Source organism: Bacillus lumedeiriae, assembly GCF_044891285.1.
Taxonomy (GTDB): Bacteria; Bacillota; Bacilli; order Bacillales; family Domibacillaceae; genus Pseudobacillus; species Pseudobacillus lumedeiriae.
In genome coordinates, this window is sequence record NZ_JAUIYO010000001.1 from 15022 (window position 1) to 40841 (window position 25820).

Annotated in this window: 24 protein-coding genes and 1 riboswitch; of the genes, 2 read left to right on the forward strand and 22 right to left on the reverse strand. The window is 43.7% G+C overall.

The genetic code is table 11. The features are described 5' to 3' along the window. Position 1 precedes the first annotated feature (1 nt). The 17 genes from QYG89_RS00090 to QYG89_RS00170 all read right to left on the reverse strand — a co-directional run bounded on the left by QYG89_RS00090 (position 2) and on the right by QYG89_RS00170 (position 16246). Complete coding sequence (locus QYG89_RS00090; RefSeq protein WP_404314549.1) at positions 2 to 745, reverse strand: energy-coupling factor ABC transporter permease; 744 nt, start codon at positions 743 to 745, stop codon at positions 2 to 4. A gap of 28 nt (positions 746 to 773) precedes the next feature. After that, complete coding sequence (cobA, locus tag QYG89_RS00095; protein WP_404313599.1) at positions 774 to 1562, reverse strand: uroporphyrinogen-III C-methyltransferase; 789 nt, start codon at positions 1560 to 1562, stop codon at positions 774 to 776. Then, positions 1562 to 2197: a precorrin-2 dehydrogenase/sirohydrochlorin ferrochelatase family protein gene (locus tag QYG89_RS00100; RefSeq protein ID WP_404313600.1), complete on the reverse strand. Its 636-nt coding sequence runs from the start codon at positions 2195 to 2197 to the stop codon at positions 1562 to 1564. The genes cobA and QYG89_RS00100 overlap by 1 nt, the downstream gene beginning before the upstream one ends. After that, complete coding sequence (locus QYG89_RS00105) at positions 2175 to 3581, reverse strand: cobyrinate a,c-diamide synthase (protein WP_404313601.1); 1407 nt, start codon at positions 3579 to 3581, stop codon at positions 2175 to 2177. The genes QYG89_RS00100 and QYG89_RS00105 overlap by 23 nt, the downstream gene beginning before the upstream one ends. A 13-nt stretch (positions 3582 to 3594) precedes the next feature. Further along, positions 3595 to 4722 (reverse strand): cobalt-precorrin 5A hydrolase, encoded by a 1128-nt coding sequence (locus QYG89_RS00110; RefSeq protein WP_404313602.1) that lies wholly within the window; start codon positions 4720 to 4722, stop codon positions 3595 to 3597. Then, positions 4719 to 5492 carry a precorrin-4 C(11)-methyltransferase gene (cobM, locus tag QYG89_RS00115; RefSeq protein ID WP_404314551.1) on the reverse strand — a complete coding sequence of 258 codons (774 nt, stop codon included), beginning with the start codon at positions 5490 to 5492 and terminating at the stop codon, positions 4719 to 4721. The genes QYG89_RS00110 and cobM overlap by 4 nt, the downstream gene beginning before the upstream one ends. Beyond that, positions 5489 to 6190 carry a precorrin-2 C(20)-methyltransferase gene (cobI, locus tag QYG89_RS00120; protein ID WP_404313603.1) on the reverse strand — a complete coding sequence of 234 codons (702 nt, stop codon included), beginning with the start codon at positions 6188 to 6190 and terminating at the stop codon, positions 5489 to 5491. Before cobI ends, cobM begins: the two co-directional genes overlap by 4 nt. Further along, complete coding sequence (cbiE, locus tag QYG89_RS00125; protein ID WP_404313604.1) at positions 6187 to 7401, reverse strand: precorrin-6y C5,15-methyltransferase (decarboxylating) subunit CbiE; 1215 nt, start codon at positions 7399 to 7401, stop codon at positions 6187 to 6189. The genes cobI and cbiE overlap by 4 nt, the downstream gene beginning before the upstream one ends. Next, positions 7394 to 8503, reverse strand: coding sequence for a cobalt-precorrin-5B (C(1))-methyltransferase (locus QYG89_RS00130; protein WP_404313605.1), 1110 nt, complete (start codon positions 8501 to 8503; stop codon positions 7394 to 7396). Before QYG89_RS00130 ends, cbiE begins: the two co-directional genes overlap by 8 nt. Then, the gene (locus tag QYG89_RS00135; protein WP_404313606.1) at positions 8500 to 9147 is read right to left on the reverse strand and encodes a precorrin-8X methylmutase; all 648 of its coding nucleotides are present in this window, start codon (positions 9145 to 9147) and stop codon (positions 8500 to 8502) included. Before QYG89_RS00135 ends, QYG89_RS00130 begins: the two co-directional genes overlap by 4 nt. After that, complete coding sequence (cobK, locus tag QYG89_RS00140) at positions 9137 to 9928, reverse strand: precorrin-6A reductase (protein WP_404313607.1); 792 nt, start codon at positions 9926 to 9928, stop codon at positions 9137 to 9139. The genes QYG89_RS00135 and cobK overlap by 11 nt, the downstream gene beginning before the upstream one ends. Then, a complete protein-coding gene (locus QYG89_RS00145) occupies positions 9925 to 10812 on the reverse strand; it encodes a sirohydrochlorin chelatase (protein WP_404313608.1) in 888 nt (295 codons plus the stop codon). The genes cobK and QYG89_RS00145 overlap by 4 nt, the downstream gene beginning before the upstream one ends. 14 nt (positions 10813 to 10826) lie before the next feature. Continuing rightward, the gene (gene cobJ / locus QYG89_RS00150; RefSeq protein WP_404313609.1) at positions 10827 to 12413 is read right to left on the reverse strand and encodes a precorrin-3B C(17)-methyltransferase; all 1587 of its coding nucleotides are present in this window, start codon (positions 12411 to 12413) and stop codon (positions 10827 to 10829) included. A 21-nt stretch (positions 12414 to 12434) separates the two neighbouring features. Then, the gene (locus QYG89_RS00155; protein WP_404313610.1) at positions 12435 to 12815 is read right to left on the reverse strand and encodes a (2Fe-2S) ferredoxin domain-containing protein; all 381 of its coding nucleotides are present in this window, start codon (positions 12813 to 12815) and stop codon (positions 12435 to 12437) included. A 335-nt stretch (positions 12816 to 13150) separates the two neighbouring features. Continuing rightward, positions 13151 to 13342, reverse strand: a riboswitch (cobalamin riboswitch). Between the two features lie 325 nt (positions 13343 to 13667). Then, the gene (locus QYG89_RS00160) at positions 13668 to 14537 is read right to left on the reverse strand and encodes a GHMP family kinase ATP-binding protein (RefSeq protein WP_404313611.1); all 870 of its coding nucleotides are present in this window, start codon (positions 14535 to 14537) and stop codon (positions 13668 to 13670) included. 139 nt (positions 14538 to 14676) lie between these two features. Then, on the reverse strand, positions 14677 to 14799 hold the full coding sequence (locus QYG89_RS00165) for a hypothetical protein (RefSeq protein WP_404313612.1): 123 nt from the start codon (positions 14797 to 14799) through the stop codon (positions 14677 to 14679). A gap of 106 nt (positions 14800 to 14905) precedes the next feature. Further along, the gene (locus QYG89_RS00170; RefSeq protein WP_404313613.1) at positions 14906 to 16246 is read right to left on the reverse strand and encodes a S8 family peptidase; all 1341 of its coding nucleotides are present in this window, start codon (positions 16244 to 16246) and stop codon (positions 14906 to 14908) included. Positions 16247 to 16526: 280 nt separating this feature from the next. Between QYG89_RS00170 and QYG89_RS00175 the strand changes: the two genes are divergently transcribed. Further along, a complete protein-coding gene (locus QYG89_RS00175) occupies positions 16527 to 17099 on the forward strand; it encodes a biotin transporter BioY (RefSeq protein WP_404313614.1) in 573 nt (190 codons plus the stop codon). A gap of 58 nt (positions 17100 to 17157) precedes the next feature. Here the strand turns inward: QYG89_RS00175 and QYG89_RS00180 are convergent, their stop codons facing one another. From QYG89_RS00180 to QYG89_RS00195, 4 genes are all read right to left on the reverse strand, one after another. Next, on the reverse strand, positions 17158 to 17928 hold the full coding sequence (locus QYG89_RS00180) for an NRDE family protein (RefSeq protein ID WP_404313615.1): 771 nt from the start codon (positions 17926 to 17928) through the stop codon (positions 17158 to 17160). A gap of 411 nt (positions 17929 to 18339) precedes the next feature. Further along, positions 18340 to 19032, reverse strand: a complete 693-nt coding sequence (locus QYG89_RS00185) for an FMN-dependent NADH-azoreductase (protein WP_404313616.1) — start codon at positions 19030 to 19032, stop codon at positions 18340 to 18342. 479 nt (positions 19033 to 19511) lie between these two features. Next, on the reverse strand, positions 19512 to 20216 hold the full coding sequence (locus tag QYG89_RS00190; RefSeq protein ID WP_404313617.1) for an SH3 domain-containing protein: 705 nt from the start codon (positions 20214 to 20216) through the stop codon (positions 19512 to 19514). A 153-nt stretch (positions 20217 to 20369) separates the two neighbouring features. Beyond that, on the reverse strand, positions 20370 to 21704 hold the full coding sequence (locus QYG89_RS00195; RefSeq protein ID WP_404313618.1) for a D-serine ammonia-lyase: 1335 nt from the start codon (positions 21702 to 21704) through the stop codon (positions 20370 to 20372). 349 nt (positions 21705 to 22053) lie between these two features. Here QYG89_RS00195 and QYG89_RS00200 point away from each other — a divergent pair, with 349 nt between their 5' ends. Further along, the gene (locus QYG89_RS00200) at positions 22054 to 22920 is read left to right on the forward strand and encodes a polysaccharide deacetylase family protein (RefSeq protein ID WP_404313619.1); all 867 of its coding nucleotides are present in this window, start codon (positions 22054 to 22056) and stop codon (positions 22918 to 22920) included. A gap of 100 nt (positions 22921 to 23020) precedes the next feature. On the opposite strand, the gene QYG89_RS00205 is transcribed toward QYG89_RS00200, so the two are convergent. Further along, the gene (locus QYG89_RS00205) at positions 23021 to 25753 is read right to left on the reverse strand and encodes a response regulator (RefSeq protein ID WP_404313620.1); all 2733 of its coding nucleotides are present in this window, start codon (positions 25751 to 25753) and stop codon (positions 23021 to 23023) included. Positions 25754 to 25820 lie beyond the last annotated feature (67 nt).

The window sequence follows — 25820 nt, forward strand, 5'->3', positions numbered from 1 at the left end:
TTTATGCCCCCTTCACTGTAATGCTCAGCTGCTTTAATTCGTTTTCGTTATATTTCATCAGCCAATTCATGACCACAACAGTTAAAATCCCTTCACATACTGCAAGCGATAGCTGGGTGACTGAAAAAATAGCAGCGAATTTAGCAAACGACGCAGTGACTCCTCCAACTTCTGCTGGAAAAGCAAGAGCTAATTGTAAAGAAGTCACCGTATATGTGCCTAAATCACCAAAAAAGGCCGCTAAAAATATGGCCGCGGTCAAACCGAGTTTTAGTTTTTTACATCCTTTATATATGGCATATGTAATAAGTGGTCCAGCGATCGCCATTGAAAAAGCATTCGCTCCAAGTGTCGTTAAACCGCCGTGTGCAAGCAGCAGCGCCTGAAATAATAAAACGATCGTTCCAAGTACAGCCATGGCCAGCGGACCGAACAATACCGTGCCAAGACCTACCCCTGTCGGATGTGAACTGCTTCCGGTCACAGATGGAATTTTTAACGCGGACAGCACAAAGGCGAATGCTCCTGCCAGGCCTAGCATCATTTTCGTTTCTGGATGTTTTTTAATTGTTTTTTGAATGGATCGCATGCCTGCTCCTATAAATGGAATAGAAATGACCCACCAAAAAATAGCCCATTTTAATGGAAGAAATCCCTCCATAATATGCATGGCAAATGCGGGTTGGAGTGAACTCAGCCAAAAATAACAAGCGAAAACGGCTATTGCGATCGCTGCTCTATTCATGTTATGCATTTCTTCACCTCTTACCGTCTTATTTAATCAATATAGGATCATGTTTCACTTCAATAGACTGCTCATCAAACCAGTTAATTTTTCCCCTCAGCTGAACGACCTCTCCCACGAGTACAATCGCTGGATTCGTGATGTGATGCTCTTTCGCTTTTTGCTCAATGGTCGAAAGTTCACCTGTCACAGTCCTCTGAGCTGCTGTCGTTCCCCATTCGATGATCGCTGCCGGGGTAGAAGCTGGCTTTCCGTGATGAATTAACTGTTCACATATATGATGTAAATTGCCGATTCCCATGTAAAAAGCAATTGTATCCATCCCTTGTGCGAGCGCTTGCCAATTAATATGATCTTCCCCTTTTTGTTCCCGTCCGTGAGCAGTGACAATCGCAAAACTTGACGCGTGATCACGGTGAGTGACTGGAATTCCGGCGTAGGCAGGGGCTGCTATTCCAGCTGTAATGCCTGGGATGATCTCAAACGGAATGCTTCTCTTAGCCAGCTCCTCTGCTTCTTCCCCAACCCGGCCAAATACGCAAGGGTCTCCTCCTTTGAGACGGGTCACGGTCAACCCTTGTTCTGCTTTTTCTACTAAAAGCTGGTTAATCTGCTCTTGAATAAGGGCATGTCTGCCGGGAAGCTTGCCGCAAAAAATCAGCTCAGCATCTTGTTTGGCATACGTAAGCAGTTCTTTATTCACGAGCCGGTCATAGGCAATCACATCGGCTTGTTGAATACATTCCATTCCCTTTACCGTAATCAGCTTCGGGTCACCGGGCCCTGCGCCAACTAGAAATACCTTTCCTTTTCTCATTATTGATCCGTCCAATCCTTTAATAAATTTGTAAATAGGCGCTTTCTTTCCATAGAGGAGGCCGTTCTCGCCTTCTCGGCAAAAGCGGGACTGGCAAGCTCTTTTAAAATCACTTTTCTTATGGAAGAATCAAAAAATGATTGTTTAACGACCGTCCGGCAATGTTCCAAAAAATTTAAATAATCCACATAATGATCATCAAATTGCTGTTGTAACTCTCGAATAATATTTTTACTCACGCTTGGACTTGCGCCGTTTGTGCTTACCGCCATACAAAGCTTGCCTTTTTGAAAAGAAGCCGGAACAAAAAAGTCACTCTCTGCTGGATTATCAACAAGATTGACGAGCTGAAAGGAACTTGCATTCTGTTGAACACTTTTGTTTACTTCTCTGTCATTCGTCGCTGCAATAATAATCAACGCATCGGCCAAATCCTCTGGGGAAAACTTTTTTTGTTTCCACTTCACTTGATGACGATCAATCAGCTCATTCATTGCTTCTGATATTTCCGGACTAATTACTTCAACGATGGCTGAAGCGGCAATTAACGAAGCTGCTTTTCGGGCTGCGACGGGGCCGCCCCCAACAACAACCACTTTTTTAGCAGTCAAGTTAAGCATGGCTGGATAGAGCATCGTTCTCATTCCTCTGATTAGTTTGATAGTCTCGACAAGCTCTAACAAACCTGCGTGCCATTTCTGGTGAAGAGGCAAAGTGAATATGAGAATAGCCGGCGACTAAATGCTGCGTCGCAGCCCCTTCTTCTTTTTCTCCACTTCTTCCCGTCGATTTCCAAGCCGCTGGCAATATCTGTTCCCCGCTAAAAGTAGAATAGTGAAATTCATGGCCGCGCGCTTTTTCTCCAGCGGGCAAAAGAAAATTCGAGTGCATTCCCGTTAACTCCCGGTAACCGAGAGCGGCTAGTTTTTTTTGCATCGTCACCTTGCCGGAAATCACTCCGGTCATCGGATAAACATCCCCTTCTGTATCTTCAATGGAGCTTGTTAAATACATAAAACCGCCGCATTCCGCAAGTGTGGGCATGCCTTCTGCAATGGAATGCTGCACCGAGGCTTTAGCTGCTTCATTTTCCGCCAGACGAGCAGCAAATTCTTCTGGAAAACCGCCGCCAATATATAAGCCGTCAGCCTCTTTTGGAATCGCTTCGTTTGCAAGCGGTGAGAAAAATAAGAGCTCGGCTCCGCTTGCTTCTAACAGCTCAAAGTTTTCTTTATAGTAAAAATTAAATGCCGCATCTTTCGCAACAGCGATCTTTACTGATACTTCTTGTTTTTGTTTAAAGATCGACTGCTCACTTTCTGTTATTCTAGGAGCTTGAGCTAGATTCCAAATAGCATCCAAATCAAACGTAGAGGAAACAAGATCACCAAGCCCACCGAAAAACCCAGACAATTCTCCTCTTTCTACAGATGGCACGAGACCGAGATGGCGTTCAGGAATAGCAATCGTGGATTCTTTCTTTAAATAACCAACGACAGGAACTCCGCATTCCTGTTCAATGGCTGCTTTCACGATATGAAAGTGACTTTCACTTCCTACTCTGTTTGCAATGACTCCAGCAATACTTCCGGATGGATCCATCGCTTGAAAACCTTTAACGATCGCCGCCGCACTTCTCGCCATGCTGGCACAGTTGACGACTAACAATACTGGACAATCGAGAAGCTCACTAATATCAGCTGAACTGCCTTCGTTGTTCAAAGGGTCTTTTCCATCGAAATACCCCATGACTCCTTCCACAATAGAAAGATCGGCATCCGCTGCTCCTCTAGCGTAAATGTCCCTAACCGTCTGCCGGTCGATCATCCAGCTGTCTAAATTGCGGGACGGTCTGCCGGTAACAGCTGTATGGTACGCCGAATCAATGTAATCCGGTCCACACTTAAATCCTTGCACAGTACGCCCGCTTGCGTGAAAAGCAGCCAATAAACCGAGTGTGACGGTCGTTTTTCCCGCTCCGCTTCCTGTGCCGGCAATCATGATTCTTCTTTGACTCATTTCTTTCTCCTCCTTATGTGTGGGAGATGAAACCAACAGAAATCGTGACATTTCCTGATTTTTTCTTAGCAAGCAAAAGCTGATCGTTCCCACTCGACAGCATCGCAGCCGGCTCACTGACGCCATATGCGCCGGTAAACTTATACACCGTTTCTGACGGCTGGCTGATCTTCTTCTGATTCAGTTCTCCCGGCTGATAGTATTCAAAACTCCATTGATGCTTCTTCACGACTTCTAATAAACCAGCTTCATCTTTTTTCAAATCAATCGTTGCTATTGTTTTTACACTTTTGATGCTTACTTTCAACTCATCCAGCGTTTCCATAATAACTCTTTCAATTTCTTCAGCGGACGTGCCGCGGTTACAGCCGATGCCAAGCACGAGTACTTTTGGCCGAAACAGAACACCATTTTCGAGAATCACTTCTTCACTCGCTTCCAGCTGCCGATGGGATACGACGAGAGCAGCGGCCGGTTTTTCGTCTATCGCCTCTTGTATCGAGGAGTACAAATGAATCGTATTAGGCATCGGTGTATCATACATCCACCAGTTTTTCTCGCCTGACTCCTGCACGACAGCTACTTTCTCTTCATTCACGACGGCAGCACTGACTGGTGTCAACTTTTCATCTGACTCCCACACCCAGCCGAAACGGCGGCCGAATAAATCAACCGGAATCGTCTTTTGCACATCAGAAGCGGTTGTCACAACGGGGTAGGCACCGATTAAAGCGGCTACTTCCCGCGCAAGCTCATTCGCTCCGCCAATGTGCCCAGAAAGCACACTGATCACATGCTCTCCTTTATCATCCACAACGACAACACCAGGATCGGTTTTCTTATCTTTTAAAATTGGTGCAATCATACGGACGACGGCTCCGAGTGAAATAATAAGAATTAATCCCTTATATTTGGCAAACAGTTCAGGCAAAAGCAAACGAACGGATCCTTCGAATAACGTAATTCCGCGTTCGTTTTCATCTCCCTGTTCAAACTTCTTCATATAATAAAGATCACTGCCATGAAATAAAGAAGCTATTTCCCTAGCAAGCTGCGTACCATGTTTGGTAATAGCAACAACGGCATAATCGCCTTTCGCTGCGATGACCGGCAATACAGTCCTGTCTGCTTTCACCGTCACGATTTCACCCCCCGGCGATAACCGTGGGTAAATTCTTTATCATATAATTTCGAACGAAAGTCTTTTTGATGAATGTTCGGGTCGAGCGCCCAGCCGGCTAGAATCATCGCCTGTTTCCGAATCCCATTTTTGCGCAGATCTTCATCCAGATGCTGCACCGTCGTCCGGACAATCTTTTCATCCGGCCATGTCGCTTTGTACACGACAGCTACCGGTGTCTCAGGAGCCCAGCCCGCTTCTATTAATTCTTTCATGACTTTTTTCGTCAACGTCGCACTGAGGAAAAAAGCAATCGTACAATGATGCTTAGCTAATTCCGCTAATTTTTCACGTTCAGGCACCGGTGTGCGGCCTTCTGCTCTCGTTAAAATAACGGTCTGCGTTAAATCCGGAATCGTTAATTCAGCTCCCGCACTAGCTGCAGCAGCAAAAACCGAGCTGACACCAGGTACAATTTCGATGTCGACGCCTCTTTCTTTTAACAATGTGATCTGTTCCATAATGGCTCCATATACAGCCGGGTCTCCTGTGTGAAGCCGGACGACTTTTTTCCCCGCTTGTAACCGCTCGATCATCTCTTCTATCATCTCTTCTAAATGCATGCCGGCTGTCTTTAAAATTTCCGCCTCTGGCTTTGCTTCCCGAAACACTTCTTCATTCACGAGAGAATCCGCGTATAAAATGGTATCAGCTTCTTTGATCAGGCGAAGTCCCCTCACCGTAATTAAATCTGCCGCTCCTGGTCCCGCCCCGACGATGAACAGTTTCATTTTCTCACCACCATTAACGTCAAATACTCCGGTTCCGCGCCTTCGAGCTCTTCGATGTTCCAAACAATTTCCTCTTCAGATGTCACCTTAGAAACGACTGCTGCTTTATCTGTTAAATTCAGCTCTTTCAAAATCCGCAGCATCAAGTTAATCACTTTAGCCACTTTAATAAAAATAACACAGTCATGCGCTTCAATGACTTCTTTCATGGCTTCGTAGTCATCCTTCGCTGGAACGATGGCAACAAGATCATCGCCTTCCGCAAGCGGCAGTGACAAACGGGCAGCCGCTCCATTAATCGAGGAAATGCCAGGGATGACCTTCATATTGACATCTCCATAGCGTTCTTTCATTACGTTCATCATATGAATAAACGTGCTGTACAATAGCGGGTCTCCTTCTGTCACAAAAGCGACGTCTTTTCCTTCGTTTAGCTTTTCCCATACGGCTTCTGCCGTAGCATTCCATTCCCGCTCTAGTATGGCCGGATCTTTTGTCATTGGAAAGACGAGGCCGAGCATATCTTTTTCCGATGGATCCACATACGCATCAATGATTTTCCTCGCATAGCTTTTGCTGCCTTTTCTTTTTTTCGGGTAGGCAATAACGGGGCATTCCTGCAGTGCACGAAATGCTTTCACTGTGATCAATTCTGGATCGCCTGGTCCGACGCCTACTCCGTATAGTGTACCTGTCATGATTGTGCTCCTTCCATTCTCTTTGCTGTGATGATATAAACGGGATTTAGCCCTTCCATTCTCGTTAAATGCAAAATTGGCTTACTCCTAGCTATTTGGACAAGTGTCATATCTACTTGAAACCCGCGGCTCTTGAGCGCTTGCTGGGCTTCGTACAAATTTTCAATCGTCACGACATTCATTACAATTGTGCCGCCTTCTTTCAAACGCCCGCAGCATGTATCAAAAATCCCATCTATATTTCCTGCCGTGCCGCCGATGAATACCGCATCTGGATCAGGAAAATCTTCAAGACCATCCGGTGCTTTGCCATGAACAGCTGTTATATCTGTTCGGAATTTCACAAAGTTTTCTTTCGCGTTCCTAAGATCCTCTTCGTTCTTTTCAATGGCATACACCGCTCCATCTACGGCGATTTTTGCCGCTTCGATAGCGACAGATCCCGTGCATGTACCGATATCCCAAACGATGCTGTCCCTTTGAAGATTCATTTGTCCAATCGTCAACACACGGATTTCTTTTTTTGTAATCAACCCTTTATCCGGCTTTCTTTGAACAAACTCTTTATCAGGTATTCCGAGCGGCCATACTTTTGTTTCCCTGCTGCTTCGTAAAATGACAACATTTAATGGTGAACATTGGGCCGCTTTCATCTCATCAATTGACATCCACCGGCAGCGTTCGTTTTCACCGCCGATGTTTTCCGCAATAAACACTTCGTATTCAGTCATCTCAAAACGAGACAAATAGTGAGCAATGGCTGCAGGCGAATTTACGTCATCTGTTAATAGAGCTACCTTCGCTTTACCGTCTATCCGCTGCGCAAGGCCAGCCAGCGGCCGACCATGCAAACTGATGATTACTGCGTCACTCCAGCTTTCTCCCATTCGTGCAAAAGCGAGCTGTACGGAGCTGGGCTGCGGATAGATTTCCGCTTCGACCCCTTTCGATAAATAACCGCCAATCCCATAAAATAAAGGATCACCTGAGGCGAGGACGACTGTGTGTCCCCGCTGTTTCTGCAGTTTTTCTTTCAGCTCACGCAAGTTCCCCTTGATTGTAAATGTTTCTCCCGGATATTCAGGGAAAAATGCCAGCTGCCGCTCTCCGCCGACTAATAGCTCCGCCTCCCTAATCCATTTTTGATAGATTGGAAGAAGACTAGCCTGTCCATCATCGCCAATTCCAATGATTTTTATCTCTTTATCCATGACGTTCCGCCTTTCCTAAACATGCCCCTTTAAACGTGTACAACGTCGTATCTACTTCTATACCGCCGCCTGCTTCTTTAATCGCATAATCACAGCAGCTGCCGCAAAGAATATCAAAAAAACGGTCGTACCCGGCAGCGGCCATTAGTTCTCCTACTTGGGAGGCTGTATTCGCATTTTTTACTTCTTCCACTTCTTCAGAAGAAGCCCCCGCTTGTCCAGCGATCTCAGCGAGAAAGTTAAAATCAACAGGGGCGCTTTTGGAGTGCACCATCATCACCCCCTGGGCAACTTTGGAAAACTTCCCCATCATACCGACCATCGATACTTTCTTAATCCCGAGACGCTTACAATGCTTGAGCGTAAAGCCGATAAAGTCTCCCATTTCAATAAAAGCTTCTTCCTTTAAATGAGGCAATTGTTTCATCGCATATTGCTCACTTCGTCCGCCGGTCGTCACTGCCACATGGTCACAGCCGCCAGCCCGCGCTACGTGTATCGCCTGGATAATGCTTGCTTTAAAAGCGGCAGTAGAGAAAGGCATAACGATTCCGCGCGTGCCCAATATCGAAATGCCGCCAATGATCCCAAGACGGCCATTCAATGTTTTTTTGGCCATTTCCTCTCCGCCGGGAACAGAAATGATGATCTTTATCCCTTTGGAGTATTGGTAGTCCGTTAATATTTTCTCTGCTTCTGACAAAATCATTTTTCTTGGCACTGGATTAATCGCTGCCTGACCGACTTCTACAGCCAAACCGGGTTTCGTTGCCCGGCCGACTCCTTCTCCGCCGTCAAGCTCAATGCCCGGTTCATTTTTCAACATGACTTCTGCATAAATAATGGCCCCATGCGTCACATCGGGATCATCGCCCGCATCTTTTTTGATCGCTGCAATAGCGCGGTCTTTCTGTACTTGGCAAGACTCTACGGCGAAAGTAGCAAACACTTTTGCCGGCAGGTAGATCGTCGCTGATTCTTGTTTCTCTCCTGATAACAAAGAAACTAACGCTGCCTGTACAGCAGCCGTGGCGCAGGCGCCGGTCGTATAGCCTTTTCTGAGCGGCTTTTCTTCTTTCTTCTCCTGCGCTCTCATGGTCATTCTTTTTGCGCAAGCAGAGATAGAGCGTTCAAAGCAGCGACTGTCACTGTGCTTCCGCCTTTTCTTCCAATGTTCGTAATGTAAGGAATATCAAGCTTCGCCAGCTCCTCTTTCGATTCAGCAGCTGAAACAAACCCGACAGGCAGCCCGATTACTAGACTCGGCTTCGCCAATCCTTCTTTCACGAGACGAATCAGTTCTAATAGAGCAGTCGGCGCGTTGCCGATCGCATAAATGCCGCCGTCTCCTTTTGCTGTAGCTTTTCGCATCGATATAATGGCTCTCGTCGTATTTAGCCGTTTTGCTTCCGCCATCACGTCTTCATCAGAAATGTACACGTGAATGCTGCCGCCGAACTTTTCGATTCGCGGCTTACTTACACCGGACTGTACCATTTGCACGTCACAAATGACTCGTTCTCCTCTTTTAATCGCGTCAATCCCTGCTTGTATCGCCTTTGGGTGAAACAGCATACTTTTACCTAGTTCGAAATCAGCAGACGCATGCACCACACGCTGGACGACTTTATATTCTTCGTCTGTCAATGTATGCGGTCCAAATTCTTCTGTAATGATATCAAAGCTAAGCCCTTCAATTTCCATCGGCTGAACCGTTTCCGGCTTGAATTCTGTTTTAAAGTCCACTGATTGCGCCTCCCTTAATTCCTTGTTTTTTTAATTGTTGAATCACTTCATCGAATGAAGAACAGCGGTTTTGGTACTGGATGTCAGGCCGTTCAATCACAATCGTTTTAATGCCGAGCTCTTTCGCTGCTTCGACTTTTTGATCGACCGAGCCGCGCTGGCCGCTCGCTTTCGTCACCATACATTTCACTTCATATTGTTCGTACAGTGCTTGATCAAATGCTTTCGTGAATGGTCCTTGAATCGCTACGATATTTTTTTGCGGCAAGCCGAGATGTTCACATTTCTCCATGTTGTCTTTTCTCGGAAGCATCCGGCATATGAGACGAATGTCTGGATTTGACAGCAGTTTTTCAGTAAAAACAGCCAGCGTTTTACTTCCTGTCGTCAGCATGACCGTTCCTTTCGTATCTGCTGCTCGTTCCGCGGCCTCTTCATAAGAGGAAACATAAGTAATAAGTGGAGATTCCGCGAAATTCTGTTCTTTTCTTTCAAAACGGATATAAGGAACATTCGCTCGTTTCGCGGCCTCCATCGCGTTTTTCGATGCTTCTTCCGCGAAAGGATGGCTTGCATCAACAACCGCAGCTGCTTGTTTTTTCGTTATAAAAGTACACATCTCTTCAGCATCCATCCGGCCGGCGAATGCTCCAATCTGCACTTGCTCCAGTTCCTTTACTGCATTCTCTGTCACGACAGAAGCAATGAGAGGATAGCCTTCCTTTTGCAGTGTCACTGCCAGCTCCCTCGCATCGCTCGTTCCAGCTAAAAAGAAAATCATTTGACTGCCTCCACCTTGATTCCTTCTTCATGATGATGGCTATGATCATGATCGTGGTCATGATGATGATGGTGATCGATATGCTCCATCGCTTCAAAACGGTACTGGCACGTATCGCAGTTCATATACACTTCCCCTTGCAGCGCTTCTTCCACCCGGTCTTTAATGACCGTTTTTAACTTAGGATGAAAACCGAAGTATTCTGCCAGTGAAAAAGAAATGCCCGGATAGGCCGCTTGAAATTGTACGGTCATTTTTTCAAGCCGCTTAATTAAAACACCTGTAAAGAGAAAATAAGGTAAAATGATCACTTTCTTTGCACCGAGCCGAACCGTTTTTTCTACCGCTTCTTCTAGGCTCGGAGAAGTGACGCCGATAAAAGCAGTTTCAATGATAGGCACACGCAGTTTTTCCCAAAGAAGACGAGTAATTTTAAATAAGTCACTGTTTGCATCCGGGTCACTCCCTCCCCGTCCAAGCAGGATCACAGCTGGTCCCTCCTCTTCATCCTCTTTACATTCACCCGTTTCTAAAATGCGGCTTTTACAAATTTCCACCGCTTCATAGTGAATACCGATTGGTTTGCCGTATGTAAATGCGACATGAGGATATTTCTGTTTCGCTTCATCGATTTCATGTGGAATATGAATCTTGGAATGGCCCGCTGGAAGCAGCATCAGTGGAATGAGCGCGACAGATGTGGCCCCTTTTGCTACACACGTGTCAATCCCTTTAGCAATATTGGGTTGTTCAAATTCTAAAAAACAAGTTTCATAGATAATGTTGGTCTCAAGCTCAGGGGTCAGCTTGTCAATAAATTGTCTAATTTGTTCATTTCCTTCCGGATCACGGCTGCCGTGACCGACAAATAATATAGCTTTCATTTCTATATGCTCCTTTAATCCCCGCACGGTGCAGGTTCAAGATTTATTTTTGGCTCTATATCACGATACTCAAAGTTTTGAATTCTTTTCACGCGCTTAAAATATTTAAACAGTCGTTCGTTCGGATGTCCTTTTTCCCTGTATTCCGCAATAATGTTTTCTAGGAGCGGGATCAGTGCGTCCGGTTCTACACCTTCAGCGACAGGCTGTCCGGCATGAGCCGTTCTTCCAACCGTTTTCGCTCCTAAAAACAAATCAAATTTCCCTCTGCGAAAGACGATGCCGATGTCATCATTCACTGCACCGTAGCAAGCCATGCCGCAGCCATTCAACCCGATGCGCATTTCTTTTGGCAAATCAAGCCCATTGAACTTTTCATACAGCCTTTCCGCATATGGAATGGCATCTTTCTTTTCACCGTCACAAAAGTCACAAGCCTTGACAGTAGCCACGTCACCAATGGGAGCAAGGAGAAATCCTGCCTCCTGCAAAGTTGTGACCAATTGATCGGGATTTTCTGTCGGCACCCGCAAGATCACTTGATGGTGCGGTGTATATTCAATCGAGCCTTTTTCTCCCGCTGCCTTCGAGAGAACGAGCAGCTGTTCTGCTGAAAATAATTTATTAGCGACTCCTGGACTGACAGCTACTTCAAAAATAGATTCGGCCTTTTGCTTAAATGGTGAATCTTCAGACACTTGATGTTCCTTTTTATCCAGCATCTGAAGGGCTTTCATACCGAGTTCGTATAATGCGGTCGGCTCCGCTTTTCCTCCATGCAGCGCCCACGGCTCATTTTTCGGCTTCAGCCGTTCATGAGGCTTTAGCGGCTGCTTTTCTGACGTCAACGTGTACTTGCGCTGATAACCTCTCGGCGTAATCATTTTATTGTCATAAAGAAAAGTCGTTGAATTGCCAATGATGACTGTCGTCAGCATGCCGATTTCATGATCGAGCATCTCCTGCAAATTCGTGATGACGACGTGCTCTCTTTCCCGATAGGCACTTTTGACAAGACCGACCGGCGTATCCGGTGAGCGGTGCTTTAATAAAATACGCTGCGCTTCCACAATTTGTCTCGTCCGCTTCCCGCTTTTCGGATTGTACAAAGCAATCACGAAATCAGCTGCGCCGGCCGCTTCGATCCGCTTAGCGATTAAATCCCAAGGAGTTAAGTGATCACTCAAACTAATCGTGCACGCGTCATGCATCACCGGCGCCCCAAGGAGAGATGCACAAGAATTAATCGCTGAAATCCCAGGGACAATTTCTACTTTGACACCGTCCGCTTCTTTCCATCCTTGTTCGACGAGTACTTCGTAGACAAGCCCCGCCATCCCGTACACGCCGGCATCTCCACTCGAAATAACAGCTACTATTTTTCCTTGTTCGGCCAACTTGACCGCCGCCTGCGCCCGGCTGACTTCTTCTGACATTCCTGTGCTGATGACTTCTTTTCCTTCAATGAAATCAGCAATCAACTCTACATATGTTTTATAGCCGATAATGCAGTCGCTTTCCTTTAGCGCTTCTTTTGCCCGCTCCGTAATATGTTCGGCACTTCCCGGACCGAAGCCGACAATTAATAGTTTTCCATTCACTTTTACTGCCTCCTTATACGTTTACTGCTTTTGTTTTTCTTTCTCTTTAGATACTCCTGCTTCACGGTCATTCTTTAGCTGCATTCCTTGGCCCGCATACGTGTAAGTAATGGCCTTCTCTACCCGCTCTCCTTTTTCAAGGTGTGAAGTGACAATCTCTTTTGCCAATTGTTCATCTACTCCGTGATACCATGTACCTTCTGGATAAACAATCACGACACAAGCATCTTTACAGCGGCCATTGCATCTTGTTCTTGTCGTATGAACACGGACATCAAGCTCCCGATTTTTAATTTCATTTCTGATCGCCTGCGTTACTTCTTCCCCGCCTTTTCTCATACAGCTCGAACCGTTACAAATCAATACGTGATGATTCATTTCCGTTAAATCCCAAGTTGCCATACTATCCGCCCCTTTTTCTAAAGTTTTCGTTAAACTCGCCTGTTGATTTCCGCTGCGGGCGGTTCGGGAGCCTCCCCGCCGCTATCGCGCCTGCAAGGTCTCCTGTGGACACGTTTTCCGGAGGGAGTCCCGCACCTTCCGCTCTAATCAACTAAACAGCAATATCAACAGTAGTCATGAACATAGCTGAAAAATAAAAAAAGTCCTTAACTTCATAAGAAGTTAAGGACTTAAGCACATACGTGTGCATAGCTATGATTGGATCGAGTCAAGCAAAATAGCCGCGCATGCCAGCTCCGCTCCATACAGCCATCCCGTTCCTCCCTCCGAAGAATGATGGTTCAAAGAAGAAAGCAGGTCTCCTGGCTTACGGATCGCTTTACTCTTGTCCCTTCCCGGCAGTTACACCAGTGGTTATTGACAATTTCATCACCGTTTACAGTAGCGGGGGCTGCATCGGATTTTCACCGATTTCCCTATTATCCCGGAGATTGACTCTCCCGGGCACTCTCATCTTAATTATTCAATTATCCGGCTGTCAGAAAATGCTTTCTATCAGCCTAGAAGTCTCTAAAAGAGATCTGATCTACACCTATCAATATTATGTATATTATCCAAATTTCGTAACTTTTCGACATCGTTATTAGATTAGCAGGAAGATCACTCATTTGACAAGTGGTTTTTTCAAATTAAATAAAATGATGCCTTTTCACTTAGTTATTTTGGAATAAAAGATTTTGTTAAACTCGCCTGTTGATTTTCGCCTCCGTGCCTGCGGATTTTCCCGTGGACACGCTTTTTCCTCAGGAGTCTGGCACCTTCCGCTCTAATCAACAAAGGGGCCAATTCACACTAGTCATTAGCATCGCCAATTGGAAAAGAAGTCATAATAAATGGGTTCCATCCTGTCATCTGTTGAACGATCCCCTTAATCTCCTGCACTTTTTTTATCAATAAATGATCATTGCCGCTTAAAAGAAAGCCAATGACGGTGCCGCTGTGGCCGATAATGATTCCTGCTTCGAATCGACTGGCTATTTCCTTAAACAACGAAAAGAATGGTTTAGGTAGAAAGCGTTCATTGATCCCGGCACTTTTCGTTGCTGCCAGCATGATGTCGTCTATTTTCCCTGACAATAAGGCGGTACTTATCCCGTTATATAGCTGCTGCAGTTCTGCTTTCTCATTTGGCGTGTATACTCTTTTTGATGAATAACAATCATCTGTATTTACCGTACCGCCGCTGTCGTAGCCAATAAGGAATAAGTCTGGCGCCTCAGGAAAAGATTGCAGCCGTTCACCAGTCTGTTGATTAAACGCATTGATTCCTTCATACATGACACCATCTGTCGGTTCAATGGCCGCTGCTATAGCCGCTATGTCAGAAGGAGCGAATATCGTTCCAAAACTAGCTGCTACAGCGCGGATCGCTGCCGTAATATCCGCGGAGCTGCTCGCCATTCCTTTTCCAATAGGGATCTGGGAATAGGAATACAAACACCCGCCTGTTCCAATCCCTATTTTTTCTAAAGTGAGCCTGGCGGCAGCTGTCATCTTTTCTTTATGGGGTGTGCAGCTTATCTCCTTAGTATCACTTGCCGGAACGAATATAGCTCTGCTTTTGAGCGGCACTGGAAAAGTAAATAAAAAAGGATGATTGTTCACTTCCCCCTGCACCAGCTCCCCGAATGTTCCAAAGCAGCTGCCCGCTCCTCTTTTCATGAAATATTCCCCCTTCAACCGGAAGCTATCGTCGTCAATAAATAATTCTTTCTTCATGCAAAATAGCAGATGGTGTTCACGGACACCACCTGCTATTTTACCCGAAGAAAGGATTATAATATAGCTGTAGATTATAGTTTTATCCTATACATTTTGCTATTCTGCCGCCTTCATTTTCCCATTCATCCAGACCATTTGCCACATCATTTGGGTCAGCCGGCCTCTCCCTGTTTTTCAATCGAACGACTTCTTTCTTTTTCACACTATTACCCCCAATATTTAAGCTGGCTCAAACAGTGTTTTCCCTATTTCCTGGTTATTGCGTAATAGTGTATATATAATACGTCTCGTTCTGTTCTATGCATCATTCACTCTGGAATTGAACGTTCAGCGTCAATATATCCGGCACCATATACGTTCGGATCTCGTTCTTTCCATGCAGTCGTTCCATTTTTTAGCCATTCTTTCACTTCATCCGGTGAAGCATTTGGCTTAGCCTGTAAAATGAGAGCTACAATTCCCGCACAGATGGGCGTTGCCATTGAAGTACCTGAGAGGACGAAATAGTTAGAATCGACACGGCTCGATTTTTGTATCTTGTCTAAGTATGAATTAGGAGAACGAAGCGAAACGATATTGACCCCCGGCGCTAAAATATCTGGTTTTGTTACTTTGTATGGGGTAGGTCCCCTGCTCGAGAAGCTTGCCACATCGTCATCTCCTCTCGTGTCCATTGTATTTCGATCATCCAAAGCACCAACCGTAATAATTTGATCACTAATACCTGGACTCGCAATTGTTTGTTTTTCCGGACCATCATTGCCTGCTGCTGCACAAACAACGATCCCATGACTCCAGGCTAACTCGACATACTGCACCATTGGATCATCATTTTCCTTATTGTATGATTGGGGAGAGCTGCCTAAAGACATGCTAATAATATCAATTTTATTCTTGTTATTCTCATCTTCATTGTATTGAATGCACCAATCTATTCCTTGCATAACTGTTTCAAGTGATCCTGAACCTAGTTTATTCAACACTTTCACGCCAATTACATTTGCTTTCGGCGCAGGTCCCGCATATTTCCTCTCTAAAGAAGCCGATCCATTGCCCGCTGCATCTCCGGCACAATGGGTCCCATGTCCATTATCATCATATGGCTCCGTTCTTTGATTAATAAAATCAACAAAATCTATAATTCTTCCTTGAAGATCTTGATGAGGATAAATTCCCGTATCAATAATGGCAATTGTTATCCCTTCGCCCGTTAACGATGTTTCATTTCTTACAACGCCTTTTGCATTGGCGGACGGGACTGCGACATCTAATAAAGCACGGACTTCATGATTTAAATAGACCTTTTTTATGCATGAACAATGCTCTAACATTTCTTCTAATGCTAACGGTGTCATTTCCACACTCACACATGATACAAGCGAAAATTTTTTCCTGATTCGACACTTAAAATGCCGGTCGATCACCTTATCAACTTCATGAAGAGCTGACTCAAAAGCCATTTCGCTTTTTTCGAACTCTACAATCACTGTCAGCTTTTTTGTTTTTTTCATCCATCCCTCTAACATTTTGTGTAAAAAACAAGGTGTCCATTTAAAGGGTTTATACAAATTTAACAATTTTTCACGAAGAGGTCGATCAAGCTTATGAGCATGCGCTCTTACCATTTTGATCATTGAATAACCAAACATGTAGCCACTCCTATCTATTTTATTGACGTATTTTTATAACCTATGAAATAGATAAAGAAGTGGTAAAGGTGTTTGTCCTGTTTTTAATAATTTTTGTGCCACAATAACCATAAAGATCTTTTAAATGCCTTTATTGCTTAGTTTTTATATGATTTTGTTTGAATTTTACACATAGTGAAATTAATTATTTGTTTTTTTGAAAATTTAGTTGACACCTTTAGTTATCCACAATTAAAATAAGGTTAACACTTATGTGAATGAATGGATTGGAGGGATGAACATGTCTACTCAGCACGAGAGGCTTAGAATGATGCTGACGGCGGCTATTTTTGCAGCCATTATTGGTATTCTTGCACAACTTACTATTCCATTGCCGTTAGTCCCTATTACAGGGCAGACGTTGGCTATCGGACTGGCTGCTACGATTCTCGGCTCCAGATATGGAGCATTATCAGCACTTCTATACATGTTGATCGGTGCAGTGGGTCTTCCTGTTTTTTCTGGTATGTCTGGCGGGATGGGGGTTATCTTCGGACCGACTGGAGGATACATTATTAGCTTTATTTTTTCTGCATTCTTTATCGGATGGTATATTGAAAAAACAGGAGTCACGGTTCTGCACGCTTTTATAGCTAACATGATCGGTATGATTATCAATTTAGCTTTCGGTACAGCCTGGTTAAAGGTGATGGCTGGACTTAGTTGGCCCGAGGCATTCGCTGGAGGATTTGCTCCGTTTATTATCGGCGGAGTGTTGAAAGCATTCCTAGCTTCATGGATTGGTATCCTTGCCCGTAAGCGTTTGGCATCTGCCCGCTTACTGCCTCAGCCTGCTCCGAAACGTACAGCTTAATCACAAAAAGCTGTCTCAAAGTCGGTTACTCCCTGACTTCTGAGACAGCTTTTTCTTTTTATATAGACTCAGTAACAAAATGAAACGTTTCTTCCGCAGCAAGGCTTCCTTGAAGATACGTTCTTTCCGCAAAATACACATGATTCATCTGATCAATAAGCAGCACACTTGAAGACCTCGTACCATAGTCATCCCCGCTAATAAAGATGGGCGAAAGCTTTCTTTCCCATTCAAGAGAAACACCTGTATTTGGCAGCTCTTCATCTGGAGCCCTGTCCGTATCCTGTAAAAAAGTGAATAAACAATCGGCGGGATCAGCCGGTGCATCGTCGAGACACTTATCCAATCTGTTTTTTCCTTTTTCCATCTTGGGCCAAAGTGTATTTAACGATGCATTGCTCAAACTGTGTGTACCAGGAGCAACAGCCTGCAGCTCATCTTTCCTATTATTGTAATGCCACAATTCATCCGCTGTCCCGGCGAGTAGATTAAATCCTGGGTATTCGTCCCTCTGTTTTTGCAGTTCCGACATGAACGCTTCGGGGGAATGTGTGCCTGTTAAAAAAGCACGGACGATTTCTCCGCGTGACCGCTTTCCTTCTGTTTTCTCCGAAGGGTCACGGACATTCGTTAACGCCGCAAAACGTCCTGTTTTCGTCACGCCCAGCCATGTCCCCATCTTTTCCAAATCACGCCCGGCCAAAATATGGGGCGCATCCTCCCAATAATGAGCCTTTTGAGTAGGACGGCTGAAAAATTCATCCCGGTTAGCGGCGATCACTAACTTGTATGTTTCATGCTGTTGAAAGCGAAAGTTAATTAAGCACATGTTTCTGCACCTTTCTGATAGTTATATCCGCTTGATTCCAATTGGCTCTGAAGTAAGATCATGATGGAGCCTGTTTGTTTGATTAATGCTAAGGCTTTGTACAGGCATCTCCATTTTAAATACCATAGCTTCGCTAAGAAAGTCAATAAAACGAACAGCTTTATACGTTTTGAAGTTCTTTGAATAAAAGAATTTGGATAAAAGATAGCAAAAGCAGATACAAGAGATAATGAAGCACAACACGATTTAGATAAGTATGAATCAATATCAACACATCGTTTCTAAACCACTCCTAAACGAAGCTGTTGCTTCGTTTAATAAGTAAATCAACTAATAATAAAAAGCATACAAAAAAGCCTGTTCCTCACTCTACGGGGGCAGTCCCTAGAGTAAAGACGACAGGCTTTTTATTTAGAATTTTGCAGCAGCTTTTGCTACCTTTTCTAATCCATCTGCCACAATCTCTTGTGAACGCTCAGGATATTGGTTATGTCCTTCAATTATTACTGTTTCAAAATCTTTAATGCCCCAGAAATTAAGAAGGATCGTTACATAGTTAACAGCCATCTCCATAGAAGCCATCTGTTCGGAAGAATAGTCTGAACCGCGAGCGCTTAATACAGCCACTTTTTTGTCACCAGCTAGTCCAACTGGACCTTGTTCTGTATATTTGAATGTTTTTCCTGCTTGAGAAAGATAGGAAATATATGTTACCAGTGGAGCAGGAACTGTGAAATTCCACAATGGGAAAGCGAATACTACTTTCTCAGCTGCTAGGAATTGATTTAAGTATTGTTCAACGATATCCGCTGCTTTTGCTTCTTCAGCTGTTAACTCTAAGCCTTGGCTCCGTTTATAACTACCTGTAATCGCCGTGTTTCCGTAATAAGGAAGGTCAAGTTCAAAAAGATCGAGTTCAGTAATTTCTGCATGTGGATTAGCTTCTTTAAAAGTGTTTACAAATGTTTCATACATTTTTGAACTAACTGCCTGGTCTGCTGGACGATCATTAGCTTTAATAAATAATACTTTTGACATTGTTTTATTCTCCTCTATATTCAAATTTTGTTCTTTGTTTCCAAATAACTTTTTTAAAAATGCCATTTAAAACCCCTCCATGAAAACATAAAATCAAATGCAAAATAACTATGTCTGTTATATTTTCATTTCACTTTAACACAAAGTTACTTTATGAAACTTAGTATATTTTCATTTGTTTGTTTTGTCAAGAAAGTTTATTTCGGAAATAAATGCAGGATTTCCCTCTATTTAATGATGCTTCATGGCGTGGGCAGTGAAAGTTGAAGTGCCAGTATTCTGAAACCTTTCTTTCTTCAAAAAGTCATATATTGACTAATAAACATACTAACCCCCTAGAAGACTGAACATTCTAGGGGGTTAGTATGTTTATTTAACTAGTTTCAACTTTGAATTTTCATCATCCATGAAAAAACTTCGGATAGTATCCGTTTCAAAACCATCATCCATTCATGCTGAGGAAGAACTGCTTTACACTTATACAAAAAGAATGGCCCTGATTTAAAAATCAGGCCATTCTAATAAATGATTTATCTGCCAAGGGCTTATTTCTTTTGTAGACCAACTAATTCGCTCATTGTTACACCATTAGAAACTGTTTTTAGCAGCCCAACATTTTGGGCATAATAGCTCGTATAGCCGTCACTTGATTTTACAGTAACTACATTTTTAAAAGTTCCGGCCGGAGTAGTTAAAGTTCCATTCATTGCTGTAATTTTATGTTTTATCCCCCATTCTGACCACTCTTTCCCGACCTTTAAAGGATAAACAAGTTCCGTAAAATATTCAGATTCAGGCCAACCAAAATACAAACCTTTACTATCTTCTTTTATGACGAAGGAGCTCTCTCCATCATTCCATTTATCCCATCCGTAATACTTGCCTCTATACTGAGATTTATAGTCACTTCCCTCTCCTCTATATGTATATACTTTTGTTTTATCCATTAAAAAACTATACATTCTAAGATATTGAGTAGAAACATAGGCCTTTTTGTTGTTATAACCAATTTGAGACCAACCATTTTTAGATTGTGAATACACCGTCACTGAAACATTATTTTTTAATGAACCAACTTTTTTATAACTGGTCCCTGGCCCGCTTCTGACGGTAAGAGTGCCGCTATTAATACTCACCCAGCCTGTCTTAGTCACCGTTACTGCGCTAGCATTTACTGCATTAAGCTGCAATACGAATGATAAGACCAAAATAAATGCCAGCAGGCTTTTCATCATCTTTCTTTTATTCATACGATCCCCCCCCCGAAATGTAATAGGAAAATCATACTATTTCTTCTGTCACTTGTAAATAAAGCTCTAGCATGTGAAGGAATTACTGTTACACTCAGATTAGGGATCACAGGAAAAGCTCGAACGTGAATGATAATAAATTTTCTCCATATGTTACGATTGCAGCTGCTTCCCTTTTTTAATCATCGCAGACATTTCTTTTTCAGGCACGAGGCTCCCGCCTGTTGACCATACAAGATGAATGGCATTTTGTCTTTGGCTGCTCGTAAATTGCTTGTCCAGCCAGCCGCTCATCTTTGCCCGCACAGGTCCTTCCATTCCTGCAAGTGCAGATGGCTCGAGCCTCTCTCCTTCCAATTCATTCATCTGATGCAAATAAACAAACAGCTTGTCATCTGATACCGTAAAGATTCCGTCTAAATGAGGAGCGACTGCTTTACCGACAAAACTGGATGGTCTGCCGACAGCTAATCCATCTGCCTCTGTCCGCAAGTCAATGCCGACATCCTGCACCGCAATTTGATCGTGCAGCCCCGTCAACAAACCGAGCAGCATACAGGGAGCTTGCACAGGTTCTGCGAAAAAACCATATACATGTTCTCCGAATACCCGCTTCAAGCCAGCAAAAATCCCCCCGGGCGCTCCGCCTACACCGCACGGTAAATACACAATCAATGGATGATTTTCATCAATGATGATCTGCTGTTCTTGCAGCTGCTTTTGCAGACGGAGTGCCGCTGTAGAATACCCGACGAATAACTCTTTTGAATGTTCATCGTCAATGAAAAAACTATTTTTCGTTCTTGCACTCATCCTCCTGCCTTCTTCGACTGCCTGGCTATAATCCTCTTCATATTCAATAACCGTTACACCTTTGTCCCGCAGCCGCTTTTTCTTCCATTCCTTCGCATCAGCAGACATATGAACAGTCGTTTGGAAACCAAGAGCCGCTCCTGTCATACCAATGCTTAATCCCAGATTGCCGGTAGAACCGACAGCAAGAGAATAATTTGAGAAAAAGGTTTTCATTTCATCAGTTGCAAGTTTACTATAATCCTCTTCTGTTAATAATAAGTTATGCTGCATCGCAATATTTTCCGCATACTTTAACACTTCATACATGCCGCCTCGTGCTTTCACTGAACCTGCAACCGGCAGCAAATGGTCGGCTTTTAAATATAAGCCGCCTTCAAGAATCGTGCCATGCTTCTTCTCCAAGTACTCTTTCATACTGGGGATTTCCATGAAAGGAGATTCAATCACTCCTCCCGCTTCTTTCGTTTCAGGAAATACGTGAGCTAAAAAAGGAGCAAACCTTCTTAGTCTGGCATGGGCTTCCTTCATATCCTCTATCGTAATCGGTAAATCGGCGTCATAAGTATGTAATTTTTGACCATTAAGCCAGGTGACTTCCCGGCCCGCTGTCATTTCCTTTACGAGCGGCCAATAGGGCTGTAATTGTTCCTCATTCACTCTCTCTTGCTTCATTCAAATTCCTCCATTCTTCGCTGCGGTTCTCTTTATTTTTTCATTAGCTTTGTTAAATCCCTCTGTTGCTTTCCGCTGCAGTGAACACGCTTCTCCCACGGGAGTCATGGGCCTTTCGCGCCAATGGATACAAGGGAAAAATCTACAATAATCATGATCATATCCTTTTCATTATATACAAAAAGCGGATACTCCCAAACGAACTTTTATTTATCAAGATAGGAAAAATGAGTTTTTTCTAAAAATGCCTCCTTCTGCCCTAAAACTATGATACTATAACTTTAGTAATCATTTTTTACTGGAAAAACAGCCAGTTTATGTGAAAGATAACAATGGAGTGTGACTTGCATTGAGGAAAAAGCAAAAAAGAAGAAATAATAATATAAAATTACTTACCGTTGCCTTCGTCTTATTAACGATTTGTTTCTGTCTATCCGCCTATCACCTGAATCAATACACTCAATCTACTGCGTTAGCTAAACAAAAAACTCCGTCATCGGTCAAAGCGGCCGCCGAAGAACAACCGCCTCATGAAAAAGCCGATGATCACATACAAGAACAGGAAGTAAAACCAGTGTTTTCACAACAGCTGCCGATCCCAGCGAATGCGTTACAGGAACAAATCGTCTATTTAACATTTGATGACGGTCCCGCGCCTGTTACACAAGAAATATTAGATCTGCTTGACCGTTATGAGGCGAAAGCGACCTTTTTTATGCTTGAACCGAACATGCGCCTTTATCCAGATGCCGTAAAAGAAATGGTAAAACAAGGTCATGCGGCAGGAATGCATGGTGTGACCCATAACAAAAATAAAATTTACCGCTCTTCACAGTCGGTCGTAGATGAAATGAAAACAGCACAGCATACACTGGAAGGGCTGACCGGATTAAAGAGCCATTTAATTCGTACTCCTTATGGCTCCGTTCCCTTTATGACTCCTGAATACCGTGAAAAGGTCAAGGAGGCCGAATTTAAAATGTGGGATTGGACTATTGACAGCCTTGACTGGAAATTTAGAAGCCAACAATATGTTCCATATGTCATTAATCAGCTTCAGCGGCCTCATGATGAAAGCAAGCCTACGGTTATTTTGCTTCATGAGAAAACAACGACTCTTCAGCATCTCGAACAGCTGCTGCAATACTTACAAATCAATCATTATAAAACGGAAATACTCAATGAAAACTTGCCGCCATTCGACTTTTATTCATAAAAAACCGGTGCATCTCAGCACCGGTTTCTTCTTCATTTCAAGTCAAAGTCTTCTCTCATTCTATGCGCTCATACCCTCACTATATAAATACACTGCTCACCTACTTATATAACCATACTTGTACAATCGAAAATAATTGTTCCACATTGATCGGCTTACTAATGTAGTCAGAAGCCCCTGCCTCAATACATTGCTTTCGGTCATTTTTCATCGCCTTTGCTGTTAGAGCAATGATCGGCAGACTTTGGAATTCAGGGATTTGCCGTATCTCTTGAATCGCTTGGAATCCATTCATCTCGGGCATCATAATGTCCATAAGGATTAAATCAATTTCTGGATTTTTTTGTAACGCTTCAATGCCTTCCCTGCCATTTTCCGCAAACACTACTTCTACTTGATAACGCTCAAGCGCCGCAGTCAATGAAAATATATTCCGCATATCGTCATCTACGATAAGAATTTTCTTTCCCTGAAGCAACGTTTTTCTATCAAATAGCTGCTTCCTTTCTTTTTCCCCTAATGGCAGTGAAAGCTTAACTGAATCATTTACTAGGTCGCTTGAATCATTCACGATTCCAGCAGCTGCTTCCATTTCATAGAGGGAGTGTTCCACTTCTTTTATGTTTTTATCATTAGGCAAATACAAAGTGAACGTGCTGCCGCTACGCTCTATACTTTCCACTTCAATGAATCCGCCTAGTAAATGAGCCATTTCCCGGCTGATGGAAAGCCCTAATCCCGTTCCGCCATATTTGCGGCTGATCGTCCCGTCCGCTTGTTTAAACGCCTCAAAAATAACGGCCTGTTTTTCCTGTGAAATCCCGATGCCTGTATCCCTAACGACAAAAGCCAGCTCCGCACCGGAATGCTCACTTTGTACCATTTCTATCGTTAAAGAAACCGTTCCCTGTTCCGTAAATTTAAACGCATTCGATAATAGGTTCTTCAAAATCTGCTGTAGGCGCTGCTTGTCCGTCCGAATCGTTTCCGGCAAATCTGGCGCACACTGCATGTGTAACTGAAGCTGCTTCCTGCGGGCGATCGGGGCAAATTGTGATTGGACAAAGGCCTTTACATCATTTATCTTGACGTCTTCAAAAACGACGTCCATCTTGCCTGCTTCCACCTTTGCCAAGTCTAAGATGTCGTTAATGAGATGCAGCAGGTCGTTCCCTGACGAGAAAATCGTTCCTGCGTATTCCACTTGTTTCGGAGTCAGGTTCCCTTCAGCGTTATCGGCAAGCATTTGCGCTAAAATCAACAGGCTGTTCAGCGGTGTCCGCAGTTCGTGCGACATATTCGCCAGAAATTCCGATTTATACTGCGAACTAATGGTCAGCTGCTGCGCCTTTTCTTCCAGTATATTTTTAATGCTCTCTAATTCTTTTGTCTTCTGTTCGGACTGCTCGTATTGTTCTTCCAGCTGCTCATTCACGGTCCGAAGCTCTTCCTGCTGCAGCTGCAGCTCTTCTGATTGACTCTGCAGCTCTTCCGTCAGCATTTGCGATTCTTCCAGCAGTTTTTCTACTTTCATATGCCTTAAAATACTGTTGATGTTCACACCGATATGGCCCATAATTTCCTCGAGGAACTTTTGCTGGAGCGGACTGAACTCTTTAAACGAAGCCAGCTCAATAACAGCCAATACCTCTCCTTGAAATTCAGCCGGAATGACAAGGATATGGGCTGGCGGAGCCATGCCAAGACCTGACTGAATCGTTATGTACTCTTTGGGCACTTGATCGAGGGAGATCATGCGGTTTTCCAGTGCGCACTGTCCGACAATTCCTTCCCCTATCTGGAAGCTCTCTTTCCCCGTTCCCGGCTGGTGATCGGCATAGGCAGCCAGCTTCCATAACCTTTCCTCCCCGCCTCTTTGCTGCTTCATATAGAAAATGCCGTAATTCGCCCCTGCAATAGGTGCCGCCTTCGTAATAAACAGGCGGGCTAGCGTTTCCAAATCATCAATTCCTGGATACATATTAGCCATTTCCGCCGCTTTCGTTTTCAGCCAGCTCTGTTCCTCGGCGGCCTCTTTTAACTGTTTCTCCTGCATCGTGTGTGTTTCCAGTGCCTGCGCCATTTCATTAAACGCTACCGCAATATCGCCGATTTCATCTTTAGATACGACTTCTATACGCGGCAATTGATCTGATTCTTCAAACGACACTTTTGTCATAACAGAAGTAACTTTGTTCAAATTTCCTGTTATACTCCTCAGAATCCAAACAATCATGCCAAGACCGACTAGGAAACCTACTATTGTGAAGACAACGATCATTTGATTTACTAAGTAATAAGTCTTGCTAGAGTTACTTAATTCTTTGTCAACTGTTTGTTTCCTGATTGTTTGTATTTCATCAGCAATTTCGATCATTCCTTCTCTCATTCCCCGGCCTTCATACCAATACAACCGATTTGCTTCCTTTATTTTCCCCTCTTTTATTAATGCATCTGTTTCTTTTGCATTTTCAAAATAAGGTGTGTTCAATCTCTTCAATTGCTGAATTAATTCTTCTGAGCGTTCACCGTTATCCATTTTCTCTAATGTTTCTATCGCTGCATTAACTCGGTCTCGGGCTTCATTCATATTCTTCGTAAAATTTCCCCGCAGCTCTTCGGGCGGATTAGCCATGATGCCTCTCGATTCCATGCTGTAATCAAGCAGACTTTCTTTAATATTATTAGCCAAATTAAGCATTTCGTAGTTTTTAACTACGTTCGTCATTTTGTCATTCAGTTGATTCATCATGATCATAATAACGAAATGGGAAATGATAAAGAGTCCGAATAGAACGCCAAATCCTACATATAATTTCGTTTTAAATTTCATAAATTCTCCTTTCCTTATTTGTCTGTTGATTGTTCGCATCGCTCTCTGCTCTTTCAATACAAAAAAA

Excerpts from the sequence above, each read along its gene's own strand:
- QYG89_RS00090 (WP_404314549.1), bottom strand. The coding sequence starts at position 745 with ATGAATAGAGCAGCGATCGCAATAGCCGTTTTCGCTTGTTATTTTTGG.
- cobA (WP_404313599.1), bottom strand. The coding sequence starts at position 1,562 with ATGAGAAAAGGAAAGGTATTTCTAGTTGGCGCAGGGCCCGGTGACCCG.
- QYG89_RS00100 (WP_404313600.1), bottom strand. The coding sequence starts at position 2,197 with ATGCTCTATCCAGCCATGCTTAACTTGACTGCTAAAAAAGTGGTTGTT.
- QYG89_RS00105 (WP_404313601.1), bottom strand. The coding sequence starts at position 3,581 with ATGAGTCAAAGAAGAATCATGATTGCCGGCACAGGAAGCGGAGCGGGA.
- cobM (WP_404314551.1), bottom strand. The coding sequence starts at position 5,492 with ATGAAACTGTTCATCGTCGGGGCGGGACCAGGAGCGGCAGATTTAATT.
- cobI (WP_404313603.1), bottom strand. The coding sequence starts at position 6,190 with ATGACAGGTACACTATACGGAGTAGGCGTCGGACCAGGCGATCCAGAA.
- cbiE (WP_404313604.1), bottom strand. The coding sequence starts at position 7,401 with ATGGATAAAGAGATAAAAATCATTGGAATTGGCGATGATGGACAGGCT.
- QYG89_RS00130 (WP_404313605.1), bottom strand. The coding sequence starts at position 8,503 with ATGACCATGAGAGCGCAGGAGAAGAAAGAAGAAAAGCCGCTCAGAAAA.
- cobK (WP_404313607.1), bottom strand. The coding sequence starts at position 9,928 with ATGATTTTCTTTTTAGCTGGAACGAGCGATGCGAGGGAGCTGGCAGTG.
- QYG89_RS00145 (WP_404313608.1), bottom strand. The coding sequence starts at position 10,812 with ATGAAAGCTATATTATTTGTCGGTCACGGCAGCCGTGATCCGGAAGGA.
- QYG89_RS00155 (WP_404313610.1), bottom strand. The coding sequence starts at position 12,815 with ATGGCAACTTGGGATTTAACGGAAATGAATCATCACGTATTGATTTGT.
- QYG89_RS00160 (WP_404313611.1), bottom strand. The coding sequence starts at position 14,537 with ATGAAAAGAGGAGCGGGCAGCTGCTTTGGAACATTCGGGGAGCTGGTG.
- QYG89_RS00170 (WP_404313613.1), bottom strand. The coding sequence starts at position 16,246 with ATGTTTGGTTATTCAATGATCAAAATGGTAAGAGCGCATGCTCATAAG.
- QYG89_RS00175 (WP_404313614.1), top strand. The coding sequence starts at position 16,527 with ATGTCTACTCAGCACGAGAGGCTTAGAATGATGCTGACGGCGGCTATT.
- QYG89_RS00180 (WP_404313615.1), bottom strand. The coding sequence starts at position 17,928 with ATGTGCTTAATTAACTTTCGCTTTCAACAGCATGAAACATACAAGTTA.
- QYG89_RS00185 (WP_404313616.1), bottom strand. The coding sequence starts at position 19,032 with ATGGCATTTTTAAAAAAGTTATTTGGAAACAAAGAACAAAATTTGAAT.
- QYG89_RS00190 (WP_404313617.1), bottom strand. The coding sequence starts at position 20,216 with ATGAATAAAAGAAAGATGATGAAAAGCCTGCTGGCATTTATTTTGGTC.
- QYG89_RS00195 (WP_404313618.1), bottom strand. The coding sequence starts at position 21,704 with ATGAAGCAAGAGAGAGTGAATGAGGAACAATTACAGCCCTATTGGCCG.
- QYG89_RS00205 (WP_404313620.1), bottom strand. The coding sequence starts at position 25,753 with ATGAAATTTAAAACGAAATTATATGTAGGATTTGGCGTTCTATTCGGA.